The sequence below is a fragment of the Thermomonas sp. genome (assembly GCF_025993755.1).
GTDB lineage: Bacteria > Pseudomonadota > Gammaproteobacteria > Xanthomonadales > Xanthomonadaceae > Thermomonas.
Window position 1 is genome coordinate 1 of the sequence record NZ_JAMQHN010000113.1, and the last position, 18,711, is coordinate 18,711.

Sequence of the window (18,711 nt, forward strand, 5' to 3'; positions counted from 1 at the left end):
CTGACGCGACTCGCCGGTTTCCTTGAACGCCGCCATGGGAAAGGCCGGCATTGCCGGCCTTTCGCTTCGTTGCCTTCGATGTCGATTCAAGCGGTCTTCGGCGGATCGCGCAATTCCTTGCGCAGGATCTTGCCGACGTTGCTCTTGGGCAGCTCGTTGCGGAACTCGATGAACTTCGGCCGCTTGTAGCCGGTCAGGTTGTCCTGGCAGAACGCCTTGACCTGGTCGGCGGTCAGGCCGGGATCCTTCTTGACGATGAACACCTTGACCGCTTCGCCGGACTTGTCGTCCGGTACGCCGATTGCGGCCACTTCCAGCACGCCCGGCATCATCGCGATCACGTCCTCGACCTCGTTCGGATAGACGTTGAAACCGGACACCAGGATCATGTCCTTCTTGCGGTCGACGATGTAGAAATAGCCCTGTTCGTCCATCTTCGCCATGTCGCCGGTATGCAGCCAGCCGTCGGCGTCCATGACCTTTGCGGTTTCCTCCGGGCGTTGCCAGTAGCCCTTCATCACCTGCGGACCCTTGACGCACAGCTCGCCGATTTCGCCGGTGGCCAGGATCGCGCCTTCTTCGCTCTTGATGCACACGTCGGTCGAGGGCACCGGCATGCCGATCGAACCGTTGTATTCGCGCAGGTCGAGCGGGTTGATGCACACCGCCGGCGAGGTTTCGGTCAGACCATAGGCTTCGGCCAGGGTCGATCCGGTCGCCTGCTTCCACTTGTCCGCCACCGCGCGCTGCACAGCCATGCCGCCGCCGAGGGTCAGGCGCAGCTTGGAGAAGTCGACGGTGTCGAACCCGGGCGTGTTGAGCAGACCGTTGAACAGGGTGTTGACGCCGGTGATCGCGGTGAAGCCGGAATCCTTGATCTCCTTGATGAATCCGGGCATGTCGCGCGGATTGGTGATCAGCAGGTTGGTGCTGCCGAGCTTGAGGAAGACCAGGCAGTTCGCGGTCAGCGCGAAGATGTGGTAGAGCGGCAGTGCGGTGACGATCAACTCCTCGCCCGGATGCACGTTCGACTTCACCCAGGCCGAGGCCTGCTGCATGTTGGCGACCAGGTTGCGGTGGGTCAGCATGGCGCCCTTGGAAACGCCGGTGGTGCCGCCGGTGTATTGCAGGAACGCCAGATCTTCCGGCGCGTTGCGTATTTCCGGCAGCGTGTGCATCCGGCCGAGCGTCAGCGTGTCCTTGAAGCGCACGGCGCCGGCGATGTCGTAGTCGGGCACCATTTTCTTCACGTAGCGCAGCACGAAGTTGACGAGCATCGACTTCGGGAAACCCAGCATGTCGCCGAGCCCGGTGGTGATCGCCTTCACCTGCGGCATCTGCGCCAGCACTTCGGAGGCGACGTTGCCGAAATTGTCGAGCACCAGCAGCGCGCTGGCGCCGGCGTCCGAGAGCTGGTGCTTGAGCTCGCGCGCGGTGTACATCGGGTTGACGTTGACCACCACGAGGCCGGCGCGGAGGATGCCGAACACCGCGATCGGGTACTGCAGGCAGTTGGGCATCATCACCGCGACGCGGTCGCCCTTCTTGAGCTTGAGCTCGCCCAGCAGGTAGCCGGCGAAATCGCGGCTGAGGCGATCGAGCTGGTCGTAGCTGATGCCCTTGCCCATGTTGATGAAGGCGGTGCGCGAGCGGTAGGCCTTCAGCGCCGAATCGAACACGTCGGTGATCGACGCGAATTCGTTCAGGTCGATCTCCGCCGGCACGCCGGCCGGGTAGTGGGCCAGCCAAGGACGTTCGGAACTCATGTTCATCTCCCCGGATCGTGATCGTCGCGCTCAATGCGCTTGCGTATGGTACTCAGGCTGATTTGAGCATAGCCTTTCGGGCGTGGCAAGGCGACCCTTGCAAGCGGGAGTGCGCGCGATGTGGAAGTTGCGAAACCGGTCACGAAGCCCGCGTCCGCTGCTGCTGCTGATCCTGGCGCTGGCGCTGGTCGGCTGTGGCGGTCCGCCGCCGGAGCAGGCGGTGCGTGCGCAGATCGCGGCGATGCAGTCCGCCATCGACGCCAGGGATGCCGGCAAGGTGGCCGACCTGCTGGCCGAGGATTTCGTCGGCAACGACGGCATGGACAAGCGCGGCGCGCGGCGCATGGCGGCAGGAATCTTCCTGCAATACCGCAGCGTGACGGGCAGGATCGGGCCGGTCAAGGTGGAACTGCGCGGCGATGACGATGCCATCGCCCGTTTTTCCGTGCTGGCCACTGCCGGGGATGGCGGCCTGCTGCCGCGGGACGGCCAGTTGTTCGAGGTCGAGACCGGCTGGCACCGCGATGGCGGCGACTGGTTGCTGCGCCGCGCGAGTTGGAAACCGGGTCCCGGCATGTAAGTCGTGCGTCGTGCGCGCTCCCACGGGTAGGAAACCGTGGGAGCGCGTCTTGCGCGCGACGGGCTGGCCTCAGTGCGCTTTCTTCGCCGCCAATTCGCGCAGGACGTACTGGAGAATGCCGCCGTGGCGGTAGTACTCCACTTCCTTGGGCGTGAGCAGGAGGACATCGACCTCGAAGACCGTGTGGCTGCCGTCGGCGCGGGTGGCGGTGACGGTGGCGGTCCTGGACTTGCCGTCGTCGAGCCCGGTGATGGCGTAGATCTCGGTGCCGTCCAGGCCGTGGCTGGCGGCGTTCTCGCCGTCCTTGAACTGCAGCGGCAGCACGCCCATGCCGACCAGGTTGCTGCGGTGGATGCGCTCGAAGCTTTCGGCGATCACCGCCTTCACGCCCAGCAGCAGGGTGCCCTTGGCCGCCCAGTCGCGGCTGGAGCCGGTGCCGTATTCCTTGCCGGCGATCACCACCAGCGGGGTGCCATCGGTCTTGTACTTCATCGCGGCGTCGTAGATCGACATCTTTTCCGGCGGGTTGCTGCCGAAGTACAGGGTGTTGCCGCCTTCCTCGCCGCCGAAGAACTGGTTCTTGATGCGGATGTTGGCGAAGGTGCCGCGCACCATCACGTCGTCGTTGCCGCGCCGTGAGCCGTAGCTGTTGAAGTGGACCGGGGCCACGCCGCGCTCGATCAGGTAGCGGCCGGCCGGGGAATCCTTCTTGATGCTGCCGGCGGGCGAAATGTGGTCGGTGGTGATGGAATCGCCGAACAGGCCGAGCACGCGCGCGCCGAGGATGTCGGCGATATGGCCGACGGCCATGGTCATGCCGTCGAAGTAGGGCGGATTCTTGATGTAGGTCGAGGCATCGTCCCACGCGTAGAGTTCGCCGTCCGGCGAGGCGATCGCGTTCCAGCGCGCATCGCCCTTGAACACGTCGCCGTAGTTCTTCTTGAACATGTCCGGGTCGATGGTCGCGGCGATGGTGTCGTGGACTTCCTTGCTGGTCGGCCAGATGTCCTTCAGGTAGACCGGCTGGCCGTCGCTGCCGGTGCCCAGCGGCTCGGTGGTCAGGTTGATGTCGGTGCTGCCGGCCAGCGCGTAGGCCACCACCAGCGGCGGGCTGGCGAGGTAGTTCATCTTGACTTCGGCATGGATGCGGCCCTCGAAGTTGCGGTTGCCCGACAGCACCGAAACCACGCACAGATCGCCTGCGGCGACGCCGGCGCTGACTTCGACCGGCAGCGGGCCGGAGTTGCCGATGCAGGTGGTGCAGCCGTAGCCGACGGTGTAGAAGCCGATCTTTTCCAGTTCCTTCTGCAGCCCGGCCTTTTCCAGATAGTCGGTGACGACGCGCGAGCCCGGCGCCAGCGAGGTCTTGACCCAGGGCTTGCGGGTCAGCCCCTTGGCGGCGGCGTTGCGGGCCAGCAAGCCGGCGGCGATCATCACCGCCGGATTGGACGTGTTGGTGCAGGAAGTGATCGCGGCGATGACCACCGCGCCGTCCTTGATCCGCATGTGCTGGCCGTCGAGCACGATGTCGGCCTGACCCTTGCCGATCTGCTCGTTGCCGACCGCGGCACCGCCGCCCTCGGCGACGAACTGCGAAATGTCGCCGTTGCGCTGGTCGCGCGCGGACGTGAGCTGGGTGATGACCTTGCGGGTGGAGTCCTTCATGTCCGACAGCAGCACGCGGTCCTGCGGCCGCTTGGGACCGGCCAGCGAGGGCTGCACGGTGCCCATGTCCAGTTCCAGGGTCGAGCTGTAGCTCGCCTGCGGGGTGCTGGCGTCGTGCCACAGGCCCTGCGCCTTGGCGTAGGCCTCGACCAGCGCGATGCGCTCCTCGCTGCGGCCGGACAGGCGCAGGTAGGTCAACGATTCGGCGTCGATCGGGAAGATCGCGCAGGTGGCGCCGTATTCCGGCGACATGTTGCCGATGGTGGCGCGGTCGGCCAGCGGCAGGTGCTGCAGGCCGTCGCCGAAGAATTCCACGAACTTCCCGACCACGCCGTGCTGGCGCAGCATCTGCGCGACGGTGAGGACGAGGTCGGTGGCGGTGGCGCCTTCCGGCAGCTTGCCGGTGAGTTTGAATCCGACCACCTGCGGGATCAGCATCGACGACGGCTGGCCGAGCATCGCCGCCTCGGCTTCGATGCCACCCACGCCCCAGCCGAGGATGCCCAGGCCGTTGACCATGGTGGTGTGGCTGTCGGTGCCGAACAGGGTGTCCGGATAGGCCCAGAGCTTGCCGTCGATCTCGCTTTCCATCACCACCCGCGCCAGGTACTCGAGATTGACCTGGTGCACGATGCCGGTGCTGGGCGGCACCACCTTGAAGTTGCCGAACGCCTTCTGGCCCCAGCGCAGGAAGCCGTAGCGCTCGGTATTGCGCTCGAACTCGATCCTGCCGTTGTCGTCCAGCGCGGAGGGGGTGGCGAACACGTCCACCTGCACCGAGTGGTCGATCACCAGCTCCGAGGGAATCAGCGGATTGATCTGCTCCGGCTTGCCGCCAAGCTTGACCACCGCGTCGCGCATCGCCGCCAGATCGACCACGCAGGGTACGCCGGTGAAATCCTGCAAGATCACGCGCGCCGGCATGAAGGCGATCTCGGTGTCGGGCACCGCGTCGGCCTTCCAGGTCGCCACCGCCTCGATGTGCTCGGGATGCACCGTCACGCCGTCTTCGTGGCGCAGCAGGTTCTCCAGCAGGATCTTCATCGAATAGGGCAGCTTCTTGATGTCGAAGCGCTGGCCGAGCCTGGCGAGGCTGGCGTAGGCGTAGGACTTGCCGTTGACCTCAAGCTGGTCGTGGCTGGCGAAGGAATCGTGCATGGGGCTGCTCCGTGGCTTGTATGCCGGAAGTATGAATGTGCCGATGTCACCGCATCGTGAGTCGGCGGCATGGTTGGCTGGGGAAAGCCAGACTATGGTACGCCAAAAAAAGTATGTATGCTTCATGCATACTCGACCCGCTCGGAGGGTGTGCGATGGATGTCGTCGTCGGTGAACGCGGCCAAGTGACCCTGCCCAAGGCGGTGCGCGACGCGCTGGGCCTGGCCAAGGGCAGCGTGCTCAGGGTCGAACTCGACGGCGGCCGGATCGTGCTGCGCAAGGACGCCAGCGAGGCCCTGCGCAAGGTGCGCGGCAAGTTCCGGCTGGTCGATGGGCTGGACTCCACCGACGCCGCCATGCGCACGCTGCGGGGCCGTGCCCCGGCCGGCCGCGGCAGGGAGTGAGCCCCCGTGATCGCGCTGGATTCGCCGGTTCTGATCGACCTGCTGGTTGGCGACCCCCGTCATGCCGAGGCCGCCGAAGCCTGCCTCGGCGATGCGCTGGCGCGCGACGACGTGGTGGTGTGCGATGCCGTCGTGGCCGAGGTGCAGGCGGTGCTGGACACGTCGGTCAGCCTGATGGAGCCGTTGGCGGTGCTCGGCATCCGCTACCTGCCGGCCAGCGAGGGCGCGGCGATGCGCGCCGGACACATGCTCAAGCGCTTTCGAGCCCGCGGCGGAAGCCGGGAGCGGCTGGTGGCCGATTTCCTGGTCGGCGCCCATGCCCTGCTGCAGTGCGATGCCCTGATCACCCGCGATGCCGGCTTCTTCCGCGACTATTTCAAGGGCCTGAAGCTGATCGTGCCGGGCGCTTGAGGCAACGCTGAAAAAGTCAGCGTTGCCCGCGGCACATTGAGCCGCGGCGCACCGGCGCGGCCGGACCGGGGCGCCGGCAAGTCGGGAAATGGCGGCTTCGTGACGCGCGTCACGCCCATGAATTCCGGCTGAAGGGCTCGGCGAATAATCCTGTCCGGTGCGCCCCTTTTGTTTCGTTGAAATCTGTGCAAGTCTGGAATTGCGGGGAATGAACGGGGCCACATCCCTCGAATGGGGGATTCCAACGAATCCACTGAACATGGACACTGGGTTCCGGCGGCGGCGAGGCCGTCCGGGCCTGACCCGACAGAACCCTGTCGGGGTGTCCAGCGCCCCAACAATCAACAGCGGAGTACTACAAGATGATTTCCATTCGTTCCGCGGTACTGGCGGCCTGCATGACCGGAATGATTGCCCTGGGCGCCGTGAGCCAGGCAAGCGCCGCCGATCGTCACGTGGTGATCAAGAACCACACCAGCTACACGATGGTGCGCTTCTACGCGTCGCGCTCGTCCACCAGCGACTGGGAAGAGGACATTCTCGGCGACAGCGTGCTGCGCTCGGGCAAGTCGGTCCGGATCAACATCGACGACGGCACCGGCGCCTGCATCTTCGACTTCAAGGCGGTCTTCAGCAACGGCAACGAGGCCACGCGCGGCAAGATCAACGTCTGCGAGATCGGCGAGTACACCTACACCGATTGATGCATCGCTGATCAAATCGGCACTGCCCTGAATCCAGGGTACGGTCGAATCCCGGGTAACGTCTGGATGGCGTTGCCCGGGGTTGCCACGAGAACAGCCACTGCGGCAGCCATGCCCCAGGGCGGTTTTTTTTCCGTTGAACCCGGATTGCGCTCCGTGCGGGGCACGTCCTGCCCGTTTCTCCACGCGTCGGAGATCGGGCGCCCAGTGCCGGCCGATGCGTGTGGCGGAGTTGGCTTCCCTGCGCTCTTCAATCCAGCCGTGCGTCCAGCGCCGCCGCCATCGCGCGGCGCTGGAACACGAAATCCCACAGACTGCCCCCCAACTGCCGCCACAGCACGGCCGAGCGCAGGGCGGCCAGCAGCAGGGCACGGATTTCGGCGACCACTCCGGCCTGGCCGAGGTAGTGCGGATTGCCTTGCACCATCACCCGCGGGCGCAGCGTGCTGATGGTATCGGCATAGAGTCTGGCCAGTTGTTCGATCCGCGCCGGATCGGTGCCGCCTTGCCCGGTTCCGGGCGTGCCCAGCTTGCGCAGCCCTTGCTGCACCTGCGAGGTCATGTCGCGATTGCGGACGAACCGGCGCTCCAGCTGCAGGACCGCCAGCACCAGTCGTCCCAGCGCCTCGTCCTTGTTGCCGTGGGCCAGGTAGTCGCGCAGCAGCCGCATCCCGTTGCGCAGATTGCCGGTGCTGCCATAGATCGCTTCGGTGTCGGCGGCATCGATCCGCAGCACGCTGTCCAGCGCGGTTTCGACCTGCCGGCTCTCGAACTGGCCGGTGTCGGCGATGCGCCGGACCTGCGTCAGCGCCTGCAGCAGGCCGGCCAGCGCCAGTACGCGATCGTCGATGTTCGTGGTCATGCGCGGGAATCCTGGGGCGAATCGGGCGTGGGCGCATCGGTGGATGCGATCACCGCGCCGCCCAGACAATTATCGCCCGTGTAGAGCACCAGCGACTGCCCCGGCGTGACGGCGCGCTGCGGCTGCGTGAAGCGCAGCGCGAGCGTGCCGTCGGCCCGGACGTCCACTTCGCAATCCTGGTCGGGCTGCCGATAGCGGGTCTGGGCGGTGCAGGCGAAGCGTTGCGCTGGCGGGGCGCCCGCGATCCAGTGTGCGACTTCGGTGCGCAGGCTGCGGGAAAGCAGCCACGGGCTGTCGTGGCCCTGGTCGACATACAGGATGTCGCGGGCCACGTCCTTGCCGACCACGAACCACGGCGCCTGGGGACGCCCGCGCACGCCGCCGATGTTCAGGCCCTCGCGCTGCCCGAGGGTGAAGTAGCACACGCCCGGATGCGCGCCGACCCGCGTGCCGTCGGTGGCCCGGATTTCCCCCGGGCGACTGGGCAGATAGCGGGCGAGGAATTCCCGGAAATCGCGTTCGCCGATGAAGCAGATGCCGGTGGAATCGCGCTTGGCCGCCGTTCCCAGCCCGCGCTCGGCGGCCAGCCTGCGCACCTGATCCTTGTGCAGATCGCCCAGCGGAAAGCGCGTGGCGGCCAGCTGCGCCTGGCCGAGCTGGTGCAGGAAGTAGCTCTGGTCCTTGCTGCGGTCCAGCGCGCGCAGCAGCTGGAAACGGCCGTCCGCATCCTTCTCGACCCGTGCGTAGTGGCCGGTGGCGATGGCTTCGGCCCCGAGTTCGCGGGCGGCGTCGAGGAAATGCTTGAACTTGATCTCGCGGTTGCAGGCCACGTCGGGATTGGGCGTGCGTCCGGCGGCATATTCGTCGAGGAAGTGCTGGAACACCTCGCGCCAGTACTCCCGGGAAAAGTCCCGGAAGCGGATCGGGATGCCGAGCTGGCCGCAGACCGCCACCGCATCGCGGCGGTCGTCCTCGGCCCGGCACTGGCCGCTGCCGTCGTCGGCCCAATTGCTCATGAACACGCCGACGACCTCGTACCCGGCTTGCTGCAGGAGCAACGCGGCCACCGAGGAGTCGACGCCGCCGGAAACTCCGACCACGATCCGCTTGGCGCTCACGGCAGGGCGTCCAGCAGCGCCAGCGGGTATCGGCAGCCGCCGAGAAAGGCTTCAGCGTCGCGCCAGACCAGCGGACTGCGGTGGCGGGCCGCTTCGGACTGGAGTTCCGTTGGGGTCAGCCACAGCGCGCGCAGGATTCCCGCATCCAGCTGCGCGCCGGGGATTTCATCCAGCGGATCGGCGGCGAAGGCAAAGCGCAGGTAGCGCACGTTGCTGATCGGATTCGCCCACTGGTGGATGCCGATCAGGGCAGTGATGTGGACGTTCCAGCCGGCTTCCTCGCGGGTTTCACGAACGGCGGCTTCGACCAGGGTTTCGCCCGGCTCGAGGTGCCCGGCCGGCTGGTTCAGCACCCGCCGGCCGTTGATCCTCTCCTCGACGCACAGCAGCCGGCCGTCGCGGGCGGCAACCACCGCGACGGTGACATCCGGCGCGTCCCGCGACATGGTCTCAGAGGCGATCGGAATCGCCGGACAGCTCGATTTCCTTGTCGTCGGCGATCGAGCCCGCCACCCGGATCGCCGCGTTCAACTGCGCGGCATCGACGTTGTCCGGGAGCTTGATCACGTAATACAGGTAGTCGCCGGCGATTTCCCAGGCGCCGATCTTCTTGGTCCGGCTTTCGCGCAGCAGGTCCAGCGCCATTGCCGCCGTCACGCCGTCGGTCTTGATGTTTGCGGCCGGGGCAAACACCTCGCGGATGCTCAGGCCGCTGACATCCTCGGTGCCGCCGGATACGTAAACCAGCTGGGTGCGGCCTTCCTCGGAAAAATTCAGCACGACCTTGTAGTCGCCATCGTCGTCGATGCTGAATTTGAGACCACGCGCGGTCAGGCGTGCCTCCACCGAGGCATCGGCCGCCGTGGCGGGGAGCGAGGCCAGCGGAAGCAGGCAAGCGAGGGAGAGGGCGATCAGGCGCATGGTGGGCTCCGGTTGGAATTGGGCTTGCCGCACAGGCGGCGATTTATACTTTGCCTATGCCACAACAGCCTGACAAGCCACAGCACGAACGCGGCGCCGTGGTCGCGCCCGCGCGGCCCGAGCTGGCGCGGCCGCCGATGTACACCGTGCTGCTGCTCAACGACGACTACACGCCGATGGATTTCGTGGTCGACGTGCTGATGCAGTTCTTCTCGATGGGGCTGGAACGGGCTACCCAGGTCATGCTGCACGTGCATACCCGCGGGCGCGGGGTGTGCGGGGTGTTCACCCGGGAAATCGCCGAATCCAAGGTCGCCCAGGTCAATGAATACGCCCGGCTGAACCAGCATCCGCTGCTGTGCACCATGGAGCGGGCCTGAATCGCGCGTTTCGCGGCCTCGGGTGAGATGGCGGCAATGTGAACGCCGTCACGTCCGGGGCTTGCCCCTGCGGCGTTTGCACCTTACATAGGAAGCAGGCGCAACCGGAGGTGAGTTCCGCATGTTCAGCAAGGATCTCGAACAGAGTATCGGCCTGTGCTACAAGCGCACCCGCGAGGCGCGCTACGAGTTCATGACCGTCGAACACCTGCTGCTGGCGCTGCTCGACAACCAGTCCGCGGAAACGGTGCTGCGTGCCGTGGGCGCCGACATTGGCCGTCTGCGTGCCGAATTGGAAAACGCGATCGAAGCCTCGGTCGCGCACCTGCCCGAAGGCGACGCCCGCGACACCCAGCCGACGCTGGGCTTCCAGCGCGTCCTGCAGCGCGCTGTCTATCACGTGCAGTCTTCGGGCAACAAGGAAGTGACGGGTGCCAACGTGCTGGTGGCGATCTTCGGCGAAAAGGATTCGCACGCGGTGTATTACCTCGGCCAGCAGGACGTGCACCGGCTGGACGTGGTGAATTTCATTTCCCACGGGATCGCCAAGCACGGCGACGAGCCTTCGCCGCCGCCGGCCGACGGCGAGAACAAGGCCGATGCATCGGAAGCCGAGGCCAAGTCCGACCCGCTGCAGGAGTTCGCGGTCAACCTCAACGAACAGGCCGCGGCGGGCAAGATCGATCCGCTGGTGGGACGCACCGACGAGATTGAGCGCACCATCCAGGTGCTGTGCCGCCGGCGCAAGAACAATCCGCTGTACGTCGGAGAGTCCGGCGTCGGCAAGACCGCGCTGGCCGAGGGCCTGGCCAAGCGCATCGTCGATGGCGAAGTGCCCGATGTGCTGTCGGGCGCCGTGATCTACGCGCTCGACCTCGGCGCGCTGGTCGCCGGCACCAAGTACCGCGGCGATTTCGAGAAGCGCCTGAAGGGCGTGCTGGCGGCGCTGAGGAAGATCCCCCACGCGATCCTGTTCATCGACGAGATCCACACCATCATCGGCGCCGGCTCCGCCAGCGGCGGCACCATGGATGCCTCCAACCTGATCAAGCCGGTGCTGGCCAACGGCGAGCTGCGCTGCATCGGTTCCACGACCTTCCAGGAATACCGCGGCGTCTTCGAGAAGGATCGCGCGCTGGCGCGCCGGTTCCAGAAGATCGACATCGTCGAGCCGACCGTGGCCGAAGCGGTCGAGATCCTGCAGGGCCTGAAGCCCAGGTACGAGCAGCACCACGACGTCAGCTACGCCGACGAGGCGATCCGTGCGGCGGTGGACCTGTCGGTCAAGCACATCGGCGACCGCCTGCTGCCGGACAAGGCGATCGACGTGATCGACGAGGCCGGCGCGCGCCAGCGGCTGCTGGTTCCGGAGCTGCGCAAGCAGGTGATCGACGTCGAGGAAATCGAGACCATCGTCGCCAAGATGGCGCGCATCCCGGCCAAGCAGGTCTCGGCCTCGGATCGCGACGTGCTGCAGCACCTCGAACGCAATCTGAAGGTGGTGATTTTCGGCCAGGACGAGGCGATCGGCACCCTCACCTCCGCGATCCGGTTGGCGCGCTCGGGGCTGGGCCAGCCCGACAAGCCGATCGGCAACTTCCTGTTCGCCGGCCCGACCGGCGTGGGCAAGACCGAGGTGACGCGGCAATTGGCGCTGCAACTCGGGATCGAGCTGATCCGCTTCGACATGTCCGAGTACATGGAGCCGCATTCGGTGTCGCGCCTGATCGGCGCGCCGCCTGGCTACGTCGGCTTCGACCAGGGCGGGCTGCTCACCGAGAAGATCGTCAAGACGCCGCACTGCGTGCTGCTGCTGGACGAGATCGAGAAGGCGCACCCGGACGTGTTCAACATCCTGCTGCAGGTGATGGATCACGGCACCTTGACCGACACCAACGGCCGCGAGGCGAATTTCCGCAACGTGATTCTGGTGATGACCACCAACGCCGGCGCGGTGCAGGCGTCCCGGCGCAGCATTGGCTTTACCAGCCAGGATCACAGCAGCGACGCGATGGAGGCGATTCGGCGCGCGTTCACGCCGGAGTTCCGCAACCGGCTCGACGCCGTCGTGCAGTTCCAGCCGCTGGGCTTCGACCACATCCTGCGCGTGGTCGACAAGTTCCTGATCGAACTGGAAGTGTTGCTGCACGAGAAGGGCGTCAGCCTGACCGCGACCCCGGCGGCGCGCGAGTGGATGGGCCACAGCGGCTTCGATCCGCAGATGGGCGCACGGCCGATGGCGCGGCTGATCCAGGACAGGATCAAGCGCCCGCTGGCGGACGAACTGCTGTTCGGCAAGCTGGTGGGCGGTGGACGGGTGGCGCTGGACGCGGTCGATGGCGAGCTGACGCTCGACGTGCAGGCCGAGCCGGAAAAGCTGCTGCCGGCGACCATCGTCTGAGCGGTCGGGATTTTGGCCAGCCCGCGAGTCCGGTTGCTGCTGCGGCCGCTGGCCGACGCCGGCGTGCCGGATGAAGGCACGGATCATTCCTGGCTGACCGAGGCCGAGGCCTCGCGCCTGCGAGGGATGCGATCGGCCGCCCGCCGGAGGTCGTTCCTGGCGGGGCACTGGATGGCGCGGGCGCTGGCGGCGGATTGGCTGCAGGTGGATCCGGCACGGCTTGCGCTCTCGACCTTTGCCGACGGCCGACCGGCGCTGCAGCTGGATGGCGCGCCGCTGCCGCTGTCGCTGTCGATCGCCCACAGCGGCGCGTGGCTGGCGCTCGCGCTGGGCGAAGTGGCGGTCGGGGTGGATGTCGAACTGCCGCGGCGCGGGCGCGATCTCGACGGGCTGGCAAGGATGGCCTTTTCCGCCCCCGAGGCCAACGCACTTGAACAACTCGACGGCACGCGGCGAGCCACGACGTTCTGCGAGCTTTGGACGCTGAGGGAAGCCTGCGTCAAGCGCAGCGGCGAGGGGCTGCGGCCGCGGCAGGCGCGCGGGATTGTTCCGCAGGCGTGCGCTGTGGAAGATTCCGAGGCGACCAGCTGGGCGTTCCACGGTGGGGCGGTGGCGCTGGCGACGGGCGTCGGCGTGCGGCTCGAATTTTCGGGGGAACCGGTCGCGGCGCCTCAAGGCTGGCGCTATCGCGGCGGGGCAGCCTGAGCGAGCTTCAGTCCGGGGCTTCGGGATGCCGCACGCGCCACGCGGCCAGCGCCAGCCGGTAGGCGTCCACGTCTTCGGCGTAGATGTCCTGGACACAGCGGTCGCAGCCGCTGTCGCAGCAGTCGGACGGCAGCGGGTGTTCCGGTGGTTGCGGGCGCGGGTCGTGTTCTGGCAGGGGAACCACGGTGCTCATGCGCGCAGGATGCCGTTGATGACGTGCAGGCAGCGTCGACGGCCGCATTACTCCAGAGCGATGCGCAGTTGCGGATGCGGCGCACGCGTCACGAATTCGCGCTGGACGTGGGCGATCAGGTCGCGCTGGCCACCGAAAGGAAAGACCTCCGCGGCCTCGGCCAGGGGCAACCAGCGAAACGCCGAGTGTTCGTGATTGAGCCGGACTTCCGCTTCTTCGTCGACCACGGCGACAAAGGCCGGTACGACCTGCACGCAATCGGCGCGAACATCGTAGAACTGCTCGCAGAAACTCGTTGCGTACAGCGCCTGCGGGATCAGGGCGGTTTCTTCGCGCAATTCGCGCAGCGCGGCCTGCCAGCCGGATTCGCCGGGCTCGACATGGCCGGCGACGTAGGTCCAGGTGCCGTCCATGCAGGCATCGTGACGTCGCACCAGAAGGGTGTCGCGCCCGCGCAAGACCATGATCGATACCATCGTGCAGCGCACCGCAATTTCCGCCATGCCGTCATCCTCGGAGCGCCCCATTCAACCGCCTGGAACCGGTCGCGCGCAAGCGCGGGAAATGGGCTCGGCTCGGTTGCCGTTCCGAAGGGCGAGCCATCGACACCGAACGTCCCGAGCCGGGCGAGCGTCACGCCGATGGGTTGCAGGCCGCAACGATGGACGAAGCGGGCACCGCTGGCTCAGCCCCCGAACAGGTCGCCCTGCGCCGCGCTGCCGTCGGGCTCCGAAAAGCCCGACAGGCCGACGCCGACCAGGCGGTAGCGGGTGCGCGGCGGCAAATCGACGCGCGCACGCAGTGCGCAGGCGGTATCGGCCAGCATCGCCTCGCTCGTCGGCGGTTCCGGTGCGGTCAGGCTGCGGGTGAGGATGTGGAAATCCGCGGTCTTGAGCTTGAGCACCACGGTCCGCGCGATGCGGCCGGGGTGGCGGCGCCATTCCTTGCCGTAGCCTTCCCAGGTATCGGCGGCCAGGCGCCGGATGTGCGGCTCGAGTTCGTCCAGCAGCAGGTCGCTGGCAAAGGTGTCCTCGCTGGAGATCTGCAGGGTGGGGCGCTCGTTTTGCACCTCGCGCTCGTCGATGCCGCAGGCCAGTTCATGCAGGCGCCGGCCCCAGCGGCCGAAGCGGGCCACCAGCGCTTCGGCGCCGTGTCGCCGCAGGTCGGCGCAGGTGGCGATGCCCAGCGCGGCGAGCTTGGCCTCCATCACCTTGCCCACGCCCGGCAGCTTGCCGACCGGCAGCGGGGCGAGAAAGGCGTCGACCATCGCCGGCTTGACCACGAACTGGCCGTCGGGCTTGTTCCAGTCGCTGGCGATCTTGGCGAGGAACTTGTTGGGCGCGATGCCAGCCGAGGCCGTCAGCCGCGTCTCGTCGAGGATCGCAGCACGGATCTCGCTGGCGATCGCGGTGGCGCTGCCGAGATCGCGTTTGGGAACGCTGACGTCCAGATAGGCCTCATCCAGCGACAGCGGTTCGATGCGGTCCGTGTAGCGCTGGAAGATGGCGTGGATCGCCCGCGAGGCCGCCTTGTAGCGAACGAAATCCGGCGGCAAGAAGATCGCCTGCGGGCACAGCCGCTCGGCGCGCAGCGCCGGCATCGCCGAACGCACGCCGGACCTGCGCGCCTCGTAGCTGGCCGCGCAGACTACCGAGCGCGCCCCGCGCCAGGCCACCACCACCGGCTTGCCCCGCAGCGCCGGATCGTCGCGCTGCTCCACCGACGCATAGAACGCGTCCATGTCGACATGGATGATCTTGCGCTGTGGGGTGGACATCGGCGTGAGCGGGTGCCTCAGCGCCAGAACAGGATCCGGTCGAAGCCGGGGTCGGGGGCGCGATGCGGATCGTCGGAAACCTCCGGTGGGCGCGCGACGCGCAATTCGTGGCGCCCCGGCGTCAGCGCGCGGAGATCGATCATCGCCAGCAGGGCAGGCCGTTCGCTGCGCGGGTCGCTGGCGATCACGTAGCGCAGGCCGGCGATCGGTTTGCCGTCGAGCGTTACCGCGTGCAGGGCCGACAGGCAGGCCAGCAGCGCGGCGCTGCGCGCATCCCCGGGCGTTGCGCCGACCGCCGGGCAGGAGCGCTGCAGCGCGGCGGCATCGCGCTCGGGGCGATAGGGAACGGTCAAGGGCAGGTAGGGGCCGGTCGCCGTCAGCGACGGAATGAACGGCACGGCGGCATCGCGCGCCGTGTCGCGCCGGTCGTCGTAGTGCGCACTGTCGATGCCCGGCAGGGTTGTGTCAGGTACCGGGAACAGACCATAGCTTCCCAGCGGCAAGCCGGCCTGGTTCACCATCGGAAGCACCGAGGCAAAGGCCATGACGAGGAAGATCAGGCCGATGGTGCCGAACAGGACCTTGCGCTCCCCGCCGTAGCTGGAGACCAGCGCCATGATCGGATTGCTGTTGCGGCCGAAGCCCACCCGGGCGTAGAAGCCCAGCACGCGATGCAAGGCAGCGCGCAGCCGCGAATCCGCCGCAAGGCGTTCGCCCCGCAGGCGATCGAGCGTCAGCGCCAGCGAATACGGCAGCAGCGCAAAGGCTAGGAGTGCGAGCATCGTGGTTTCGACCGGAACCGCGCCGCCGCTCGCGCGGTTGGCCAGCACCGACAGGCCGGACAGGGTGATTGCCACCAGCGCGATCACCGCAATCAGCATCACCAGCATCACCCCGACCGCGAAGACGATGGTGGCAAGGTTGTCGGCGCGTTCGATGATGTCCGGAAACGGTCGCGCGCGGTCGCGCTCGATCCCGCGCAGGATCGGCCCGAGTCGCAGTCGGTCCCAGCGGATGCCGTCCGGATACACCGAATGCATGCCCACCAGCGCGATCCAGCGCGCGCGTAGCAGCAGGTGCAGGACGAAGGTCAGGGCGAGGATCAGCGCGGCGCTCTTGCCGTACATGTAGACCAGCTGCAGCAGGAAGCGCGGATCGTGGTCGAAGCGCGGGCCGAGCCGGAACAGCAGGTCATCGAACTTGCCGGGCAGCTGCAGCATGGCGAACACCGCCACGCCGGAGATCAGCAGCTCCACCTCCCAGGTCGGGGTGGTGCGACGGGACAGCAGGTGCGGGCTTTCGGGTTCGCTCATGGGCCCGATGGTGCGGGCAGGCGCTGCCTCCCGCAAGCGTTGAAGGTCAAGCGTGGTACACGGCCGTCCCGGTCAGACGATGCCGAAGGCGTAGTACAGCCCGATCACCACGAACACCGTGAGCGTCTTGATGCAGGTGACGGCGAAGATGTCCTTGTAGGACTGACGGTGGGTCAGCCCGGTGACCGCCAGCAGGGTGATGACGGCGCCGTTGTGGGGCAGGGTGTCCATGCCGCCGGAGGCCATCGCCGCCACCCGGTGCAGGACCTCCATCGGGATGCCGGCGGCGTGGGCGTTGGCGATGAAGGTGTCGGCCATCGCCGCCAGCGCGATGCTCATGCCCCCGGAGGCGCTGCCGGTGATGCCGGCCAGCGAGGTCACTGTCACCGCCTCGTTCACCAGCGGGTTGGGGATCGATCCCAGCGCGTGGGCGACCACCAGAAAACCCGGCAGCGCCGCGATCACCGCGCCGAAGCCGTATTCCGAAGCGGTGTTCATGCCGGCCAGCAGGGCGCCGGCGATGGCCGACTTGCTGCCCTCGGTGAAGCTGGCCTTGACCGGCTTCCAGGCGAACAGCAGGACGCAGGCGATGCCGGCCAGCAGGGCGCCTTCCACCGCCCAGATGGCAACCACCTTGGAGATTTCCTGCACCACCGGCGCAGGGTTGCCGACCACCGCCGGCACGAAGCTGGCGCTGTCGCCGTAATGAAGGGGAATCCAGGCCGTCAGCCCCTTGTTGAGCACGCCCACGACCACGAGGGGCAGCAGGGCGATCAGCGGATTGGCGAGTTTCTCGCCGGCAAACGGCGCCGGCTCGTTGATCAGTGCGGCCGGATCGCCGTAGCCCTCGCCGGCGCGCGCGGCAACCCGGCGACGCCAGTCGAGATAACCCAGCCCGACGACCAGGATGAAGACCCCGCCCAGCGTGCCCAGCCACGGCGCCGCCCAGGTGTTGGTGTCGAAGAAGGTGGTCGGGATGATGTTCTGGATCTGCGGCGTGCCCGGCAGCGCGTCCATGGTGAAGGTGAAGGCCCCCAGCGCGATGGTGCCGGGGATCAGGCGCTTGGGGATGTCGCTCTGCCGGAACAGTTCGGCGGCGAACGGATAGACCGCGAACACCACGACGAACAGCGATACACCGCCGTAGGTCAGCAGCGCGCACACCAGCACGATCGACAGGATCGCGCGCTGGGCGCCGACCACCTTGATCGTCGAAGCGACGATGGCCTTGGAGAACCCGGAGAGTTCGATCACCTTGCCGAACAGCGCGCCGAGCAGGAACACCGGGAAGTACAGCTTCAGGAAGCCGACCATCTTGTCCATGAACAGGCCGGTGAACATCGGCGCCACCAGCGCCGGGTCGGTCAACAGCACGGCGCCCAGCGCCGCCACCGGCGCGAACAGGATCACGCTGTGGCCGCGGTAGGCCATGAGCATCAGGAAGCACAGTGCCGCCAGAACAATCAGGAACGCCATCGTCCGACCCGGTCGGGAATCCGGAGGCCAGTGTGATTGTGAACAGGGTCGCCCTCCCATTGCCCGAACGTCCAATGCCGCTCGTGGCAACGAATCCTTAACGTGCACGCATTGGCAGCAATGGCGCGGCCGGATCAGTGCACCCGCAGGAGGGGCAGATGAAGCACAAGCAACTGAGCATGGCGATTCGTGGCGTTTTGATCGCATCCCTGCTGGTCGGCGCACCGGCGCTGGCGCAGGAGCAGGCGACGGGGCAGGAACAGGAACAGGAACAGCCGAAAAGCACCGTCACGCCGCCCAGCCAGGCGACCACGCTGGAGACGGTCACGGTCACCGCGCGTCGCCGCGTCGAGCCGATCCAGGAAGTGCCGGTGGCGGTGTCCGCCTTTGGTGAAACCCAGCTGCGCGACATGCAGGCCAGCAACGTCGATGGTCTGCAAAGCTCGGTGCCGAACATGAACATCGTGCAGGGCCGCGGTTCGGCCAACAGCGTCAACGTGTTCATTCGCGGCATCGGCCAACCGGACGCGCTGCAGACCTTCGATCCGGGCGTGGGCATGTACGTCGATGACGTCTATTACTCGCGCATCAACGGCGCCCTGTTCTCGCTGTTCGACATCGCCCAGATCGAAGTGCTGCGCGGCCCGCAGGGTACGCTGTATGGCAAGAACTCCACCGGTGGCGCGATCAAGCTGACCACCAAGGATCCGTTCGACTACGAGGGCGGCAGCGTCGAGGCCACTTTCGGCAACTACGGCCGCGCCGAGGGCCGTTTCTACTACGGCGGCCGGCTCAGCGATACGGTGGCCGGCAGTATTGCCGCCGCGTGGATCACCAACAATGGCTACGTGCGCGATGCCGTCACCGGGCGCCACTA

General features: G+C 67.1%; 19 protein-coding genes. 8 read left to right on the forward strand and 11 right to left on the reverse strand.

Translation table 11 applies throughout. The features are described from left to right. Positions 1 to 86: 86 nt before the first annotated feature. Positions 87 to 1,766, reverse strand: coding sequence for an AMP-binding protein (locus tag Q0X16_RS07435; RefSeq protein ID WP_297832735.1), 1,680 nt, complete (start codon positions 1,764 to 1,766; stop codon positions 87 to 89). A 118-nt stretch (positions 1,767 to 1,884) separates the two neighbouring features. Here Q0X16_RS07435 and Q0X16_RS07440 point away from each other — a divergent pair, with 118 nt between their 5' ends. Continuing rightward, positions 1,885 to 2,346 (forward strand): nuclear transport factor 2 family protein, encoded by a 462-nt coding sequence (locus tag Q0X16_RS07440; RefSeq protein WP_297832737.1) that lies wholly within the window; start codon positions 1,885 to 1,887, stop codon positions 2,344 to 2,346. Positions 2,347 to 2,415: 69 nt separating this feature from the next. Here Q0X16_RS07440 and acnA read toward each other — a convergent pair whose 3' ends face one another. Further along, positions 2,416 to 5,169, reverse strand: a complete 2,754-nt coding sequence (gene acnA / locus Q0X16_RS07445; protein WP_297832741.1) for an aconitate hydratase AcnA — start codon at positions 5,167 to 5,169, stop codon at positions 2,416 to 2,418. A gap of 155 nt (positions 5,170 to 5,324) precedes the next feature. Between acnA and Q0X16_RS07450 the strand changes: the two genes are divergently transcribed. The 3 genes from Q0X16_RS07450 to Q0X16_RS07460 all read left to right on the forward strand — a co-directional run bounded on the left by Q0X16_RS07450 (position 5,325) and on the right by Q0X16_RS07460 (position 6,688). Next, positions 5,325 to 5,573, forward strand: a complete 249-nt coding sequence (locus Q0X16_RS07450) for an AbrB/MazE/SpoVT family DNA-binding domain-containing protein (RefSeq protein WP_297832744.1) — start codon at positions 5,325 to 5,327, stop codon at positions 5,571 to 5,573. Positions 5,574 to 5,579: 6 nt separating this feature from the next. Further along, entirely contained in the window at positions 5,580 to 5,984 is a 405-nt protein-coding gene (locus Q0X16_RS07455) for a type II toxin-antitoxin system VapC family toxin (RefSeq protein ID WP_297832747.1), read from the forward strand. Positions 5,985 to 6,346: 362 nt separating this feature from the next. Then, positions 6,347 to 6,688 carry a hypothetical protein gene (locus Q0X16_RS07460; protein ID WP_297832750.1) on the forward strand — a complete coding sequence of 114 codons (342 nt, stop codon included), beginning with the start codon at positions 6,347 to 6,349 and terminating at the stop codon, positions 6,686 to 6,688. A gap of 250 nt (positions 6,689 to 6,938) precedes the next feature. Here the strand turns inward: Q0X16_RS07460 and hflD are convergent, their stop codons facing one another. Genes hflD through Q0X16_RS07480 form a run of 4 tightly spaced genes read right to left on the reverse strand, consistent with a single transcriptional unit; the run spans position 6,939 to position 9,589 of the window. Further along, the gene (gene hflD, locus Q0X16_RS07465) at positions 6,939 to 7,550 is read right to left on the reverse strand and encodes a high frequency lysogenization protein HflD (protein ID WP_297832753.1); all 612 of its coding nucleotides are present in this window, start codon (positions 7,548 to 7,550) and stop codon (positions 6,939 to 6,941) included. Then, positions 7,547 to 8,668, reverse strand: coding sequence for a tRNA 2-thiouridine(34) synthase MnmA (mnmA, locus tag Q0X16_RS07470; RefSeq protein WP_297832756.1), 1,122 nt, complete (start codon positions 8,666 to 8,668; stop codon positions 7,547 to 7,549). Before mnmA ends, hflD begins: the two co-directional genes overlap by 4 nt. Then, positions 8,665 to 9,114, reverse strand: a complete 450-nt coding sequence (locus Q0X16_RS07475; protein ID WP_297832759.1) for an NUDIX hydrolase — start codon at positions 9,112 to 9,114, stop codon at positions 8,665 to 8,667. The genes mnmA and Q0X16_RS07475 overlap by 4 nt, the downstream gene beginning before the upstream one ends. A 4-nt stretch (positions 9,115 to 9,118) precedes the next feature. Beyond that, complete coding sequence (locus tag Q0X16_RS07480; RefSeq protein ID WP_297832762.1) at positions 9,119 to 9,589, reverse strand: hypothetical protein; 471 nt, start codon at positions 9,587 to 9,589, stop codon at positions 9,119 to 9,121. Positions 9,590 to 9,645: 56 nt separating this feature from the next. Between Q0X16_RS07480 and clpS the strand changes: the two genes are divergently transcribed. The 3 genes from clpS (at position 9,646) to Q0X16_RS07495 (ending at position 13,075) form a co-directional block, all read left to right on the forward strand. Beyond that, positions 9,646 to 9,969 (forward strand): ATP-dependent Clp protease adapter ClpS, encoded by a 324-nt coding sequence (gene clpS, locus Q0X16_RS07485; protein ID WP_297832766.1) that lies wholly within the window; start codon positions 9,646 to 9,648, stop codon positions 9,967 to 9,969. 121 nt (positions 9,970 to 10,090) lie between these two features. Continuing rightward, positions 10,091 to 12,370 carry an ATP-dependent Clp protease ATP-binding subunit ClpA gene (clpA, locus tag Q0X16_RS07490; RefSeq protein ID WP_297832769.1) on the forward strand — a complete coding sequence of 760 codons (2,280 nt, stop codon included), beginning with the start codon at positions 10,091 to 10,093 and terminating at the stop codon, positions 12,368 to 12,370. Between the two features lie 12 nt (positions 12,371 to 12,382). Next, positions 12,383 to 13,075 (forward strand): 4'-phosphopantetheinyl transferase superfamily protein, encoded by a 693-nt coding sequence (locus tag Q0X16_RS07495; RefSeq protein WP_297832772.1) that lies wholly within the window; start codon positions 12,383 to 12,385, stop codon positions 13,073 to 13,075. 7 nt (positions 13,076 to 13,082) lie between these two features. Here Q0X16_RS07495 and Q0X16_RS07500 read toward each other — a convergent pair whose 3' ends face one another. From Q0X16_RS07500 to Q0X16_RS07520, 5 genes are all read right to left on the reverse strand, one after another. Further along, the gene (locus Q0X16_RS07500) at positions 13,083 to 13,268 is read right to left on the reverse strand and encodes an oxidoreductase-like domain-containing protein (RefSeq protein WP_297832774.1); all 186 of its coding nucleotides are present in this window, start codon (positions 13,266 to 13,268) and stop codon (positions 13,083 to 13,085) included. A 47-nt stretch (positions 13,269 to 13,315) separates the two neighbouring features. Continuing rightward, on the reverse strand, positions 13,316 to 13,771 hold the full coding sequence (locus tag Q0X16_RS07505) for an NUDIX domain-containing protein (protein WP_297832777.1): 456 nt from the start codon (positions 13,769 to 13,771) through the stop codon (positions 13,316 to 13,318). Positions 13,772 to 13,953: 182 nt separating this feature from the next. Continuing rightward, a complete protein-coding gene (dinB, locus tag Q0X16_RS07510) occupies positions 13,954 to 15,045 on the reverse strand; it encodes a DNA polymerase IV (RefSeq protein ID WP_297832780.1) in 1,092 nt (363 codons plus the stop codon). A gap of 17 nt (positions 15,046 to 15,062) precedes the next feature. Beyond that, the gene (locus Q0X16_RS07515) at positions 15,063 to 16,358 is read right to left on the reverse strand and encodes a hypothetical protein (protein WP_297832783.1); all 1,296 of its coding nucleotides are present in this window, start codon (positions 16,356 to 16,358) and stop codon (positions 15,063 to 15,065) included. Positions 16,359 to 16,430: 72 nt separating this feature from the next. Further along, entirely contained in the window at positions 16,431 to 17,834 is a 1,404-nt protein-coding gene (locus Q0X16_RS07520; RefSeq protein ID WP_297832786.1) for a GntP family permease, read from the reverse strand. Positions 17,835 to 17,992: 158 nt separating this feature from the next. On the opposite strand from Q0X16_RS07520, the gene Q0X16_RS07525 reads away from it, so the two are divergent. Then, positions 17,993 to 18,711, forward strand: a 719-nt coding sequence (locus Q0X16_RS07525; protein ID WP_297832789.1) for a TonB-dependent receptor, incomplete at its 3' end; no start/stop codon positions are given.

Excerpts from the sequence above, each read along its gene's own strand:
- Q0X16_RS07435 (WP_297832735.1), bottom strand. The coding sequence starts at position 1,766 with ATGAGTTCCGAACGTCCTTGGCTGGCCCACTACCCGGCCGGCGTGCCG.
- Q0X16_RS07440 (WP_297832737.1), top strand. The coding sequence starts at position 1,885 with ATGTGGAAGTTGCGAAACCGGTCACGAAGCCCGCGTCCGCTGCTGCTG.
- acnA (WP_297832741.1), bottom strand. The coding sequence starts at position 5,169 with ATGCACGATTCCTTCGCCAGCCACGACCAGCTTGAGGTCAACGGCAAG.
- Q0X16_RS07450 (WP_297832744.1), top strand. The coding sequence starts at position 5,325 with ATGGATGTCGTCGTCGGTGAACGCGGCCAAGTGACCCTGCCCAAGGCG.
- Q0X16_RS07460 (WP_297832750.1), top strand. The coding sequence starts at position 6,347 with ATGATTTCCATTCGTTCCGCGGTACTGGCGGCCTGCATGACCGGAATG.
- hflD (WP_297832753.1), bottom strand. The coding sequence starts at position 7,550 with ATGACCACGAACATCGACGATCGCGTACTGGCGCTGGCCGGCCTGCTG.
- Q0X16_RS07475 (WP_297832759.1), bottom strand. The coding sequence starts at position 9,114 with ATGTCGCGGGACGCGCCGGATGTCACCGTCGCGGTGGTTGCCGCCCGC.
- Q0X16_RS07480 (WP_297832762.1), bottom strand. The coding sequence starts at position 9,589 with ATGCGCCTGATCGCCCTCTCCCTCGCTTGCCTGCTTCCGCTGGCCTCG.
- clpS (WP_297832766.1), top strand. The coding sequence starts at position 9,646 with ATGCCACAACAGCCTGACAAGCCACAGCACGAACGCGGCGCCGTGGTC.
- clpA (WP_297832769.1), top strand. The coding sequence starts at position 10,091 with ATGTTCAGCAAGGATCTCGAACAGAGTATCGGCCTGTGCTACAAGCGC.
- Q0X16_RS07500 (WP_297832774.1), bottom strand. The coding sequence starts at position 13,268 with ATGAGCACCGTGGTTCCCCTGCCAGAACACGACCCGCGCCCGCAACCA.
- Q0X16_RS07505 (WP_297832777.1), bottom strand. The coding sequence starts at position 13,771 with ATGGCGGAAATTGCGGTGCGCTGCACGATGGTATCGATCATGGTCTTG.
- dinB (WP_297832780.1), bottom strand. The coding sequence starts at position 15,045 with ATGTCCACCCCACAGCGCAAGATCATCCATGTCGACATGGACGCGTTC.
- Q0X16_RS07515 (WP_297832783.1), bottom strand. The coding sequence starts at position 16,358 with ATGAGCGAACCCGAAAGCCCGCACCTGCTGTCCCGTCGCACCACCCCG.
- Q0X16_RS07520 (WP_297832786.1), bottom strand. The coding sequence starts at position 17,834 with ATGGCGTTCCTGATTGTTCTGGCGGCACTGTGCTTCCTGATGCTCATG.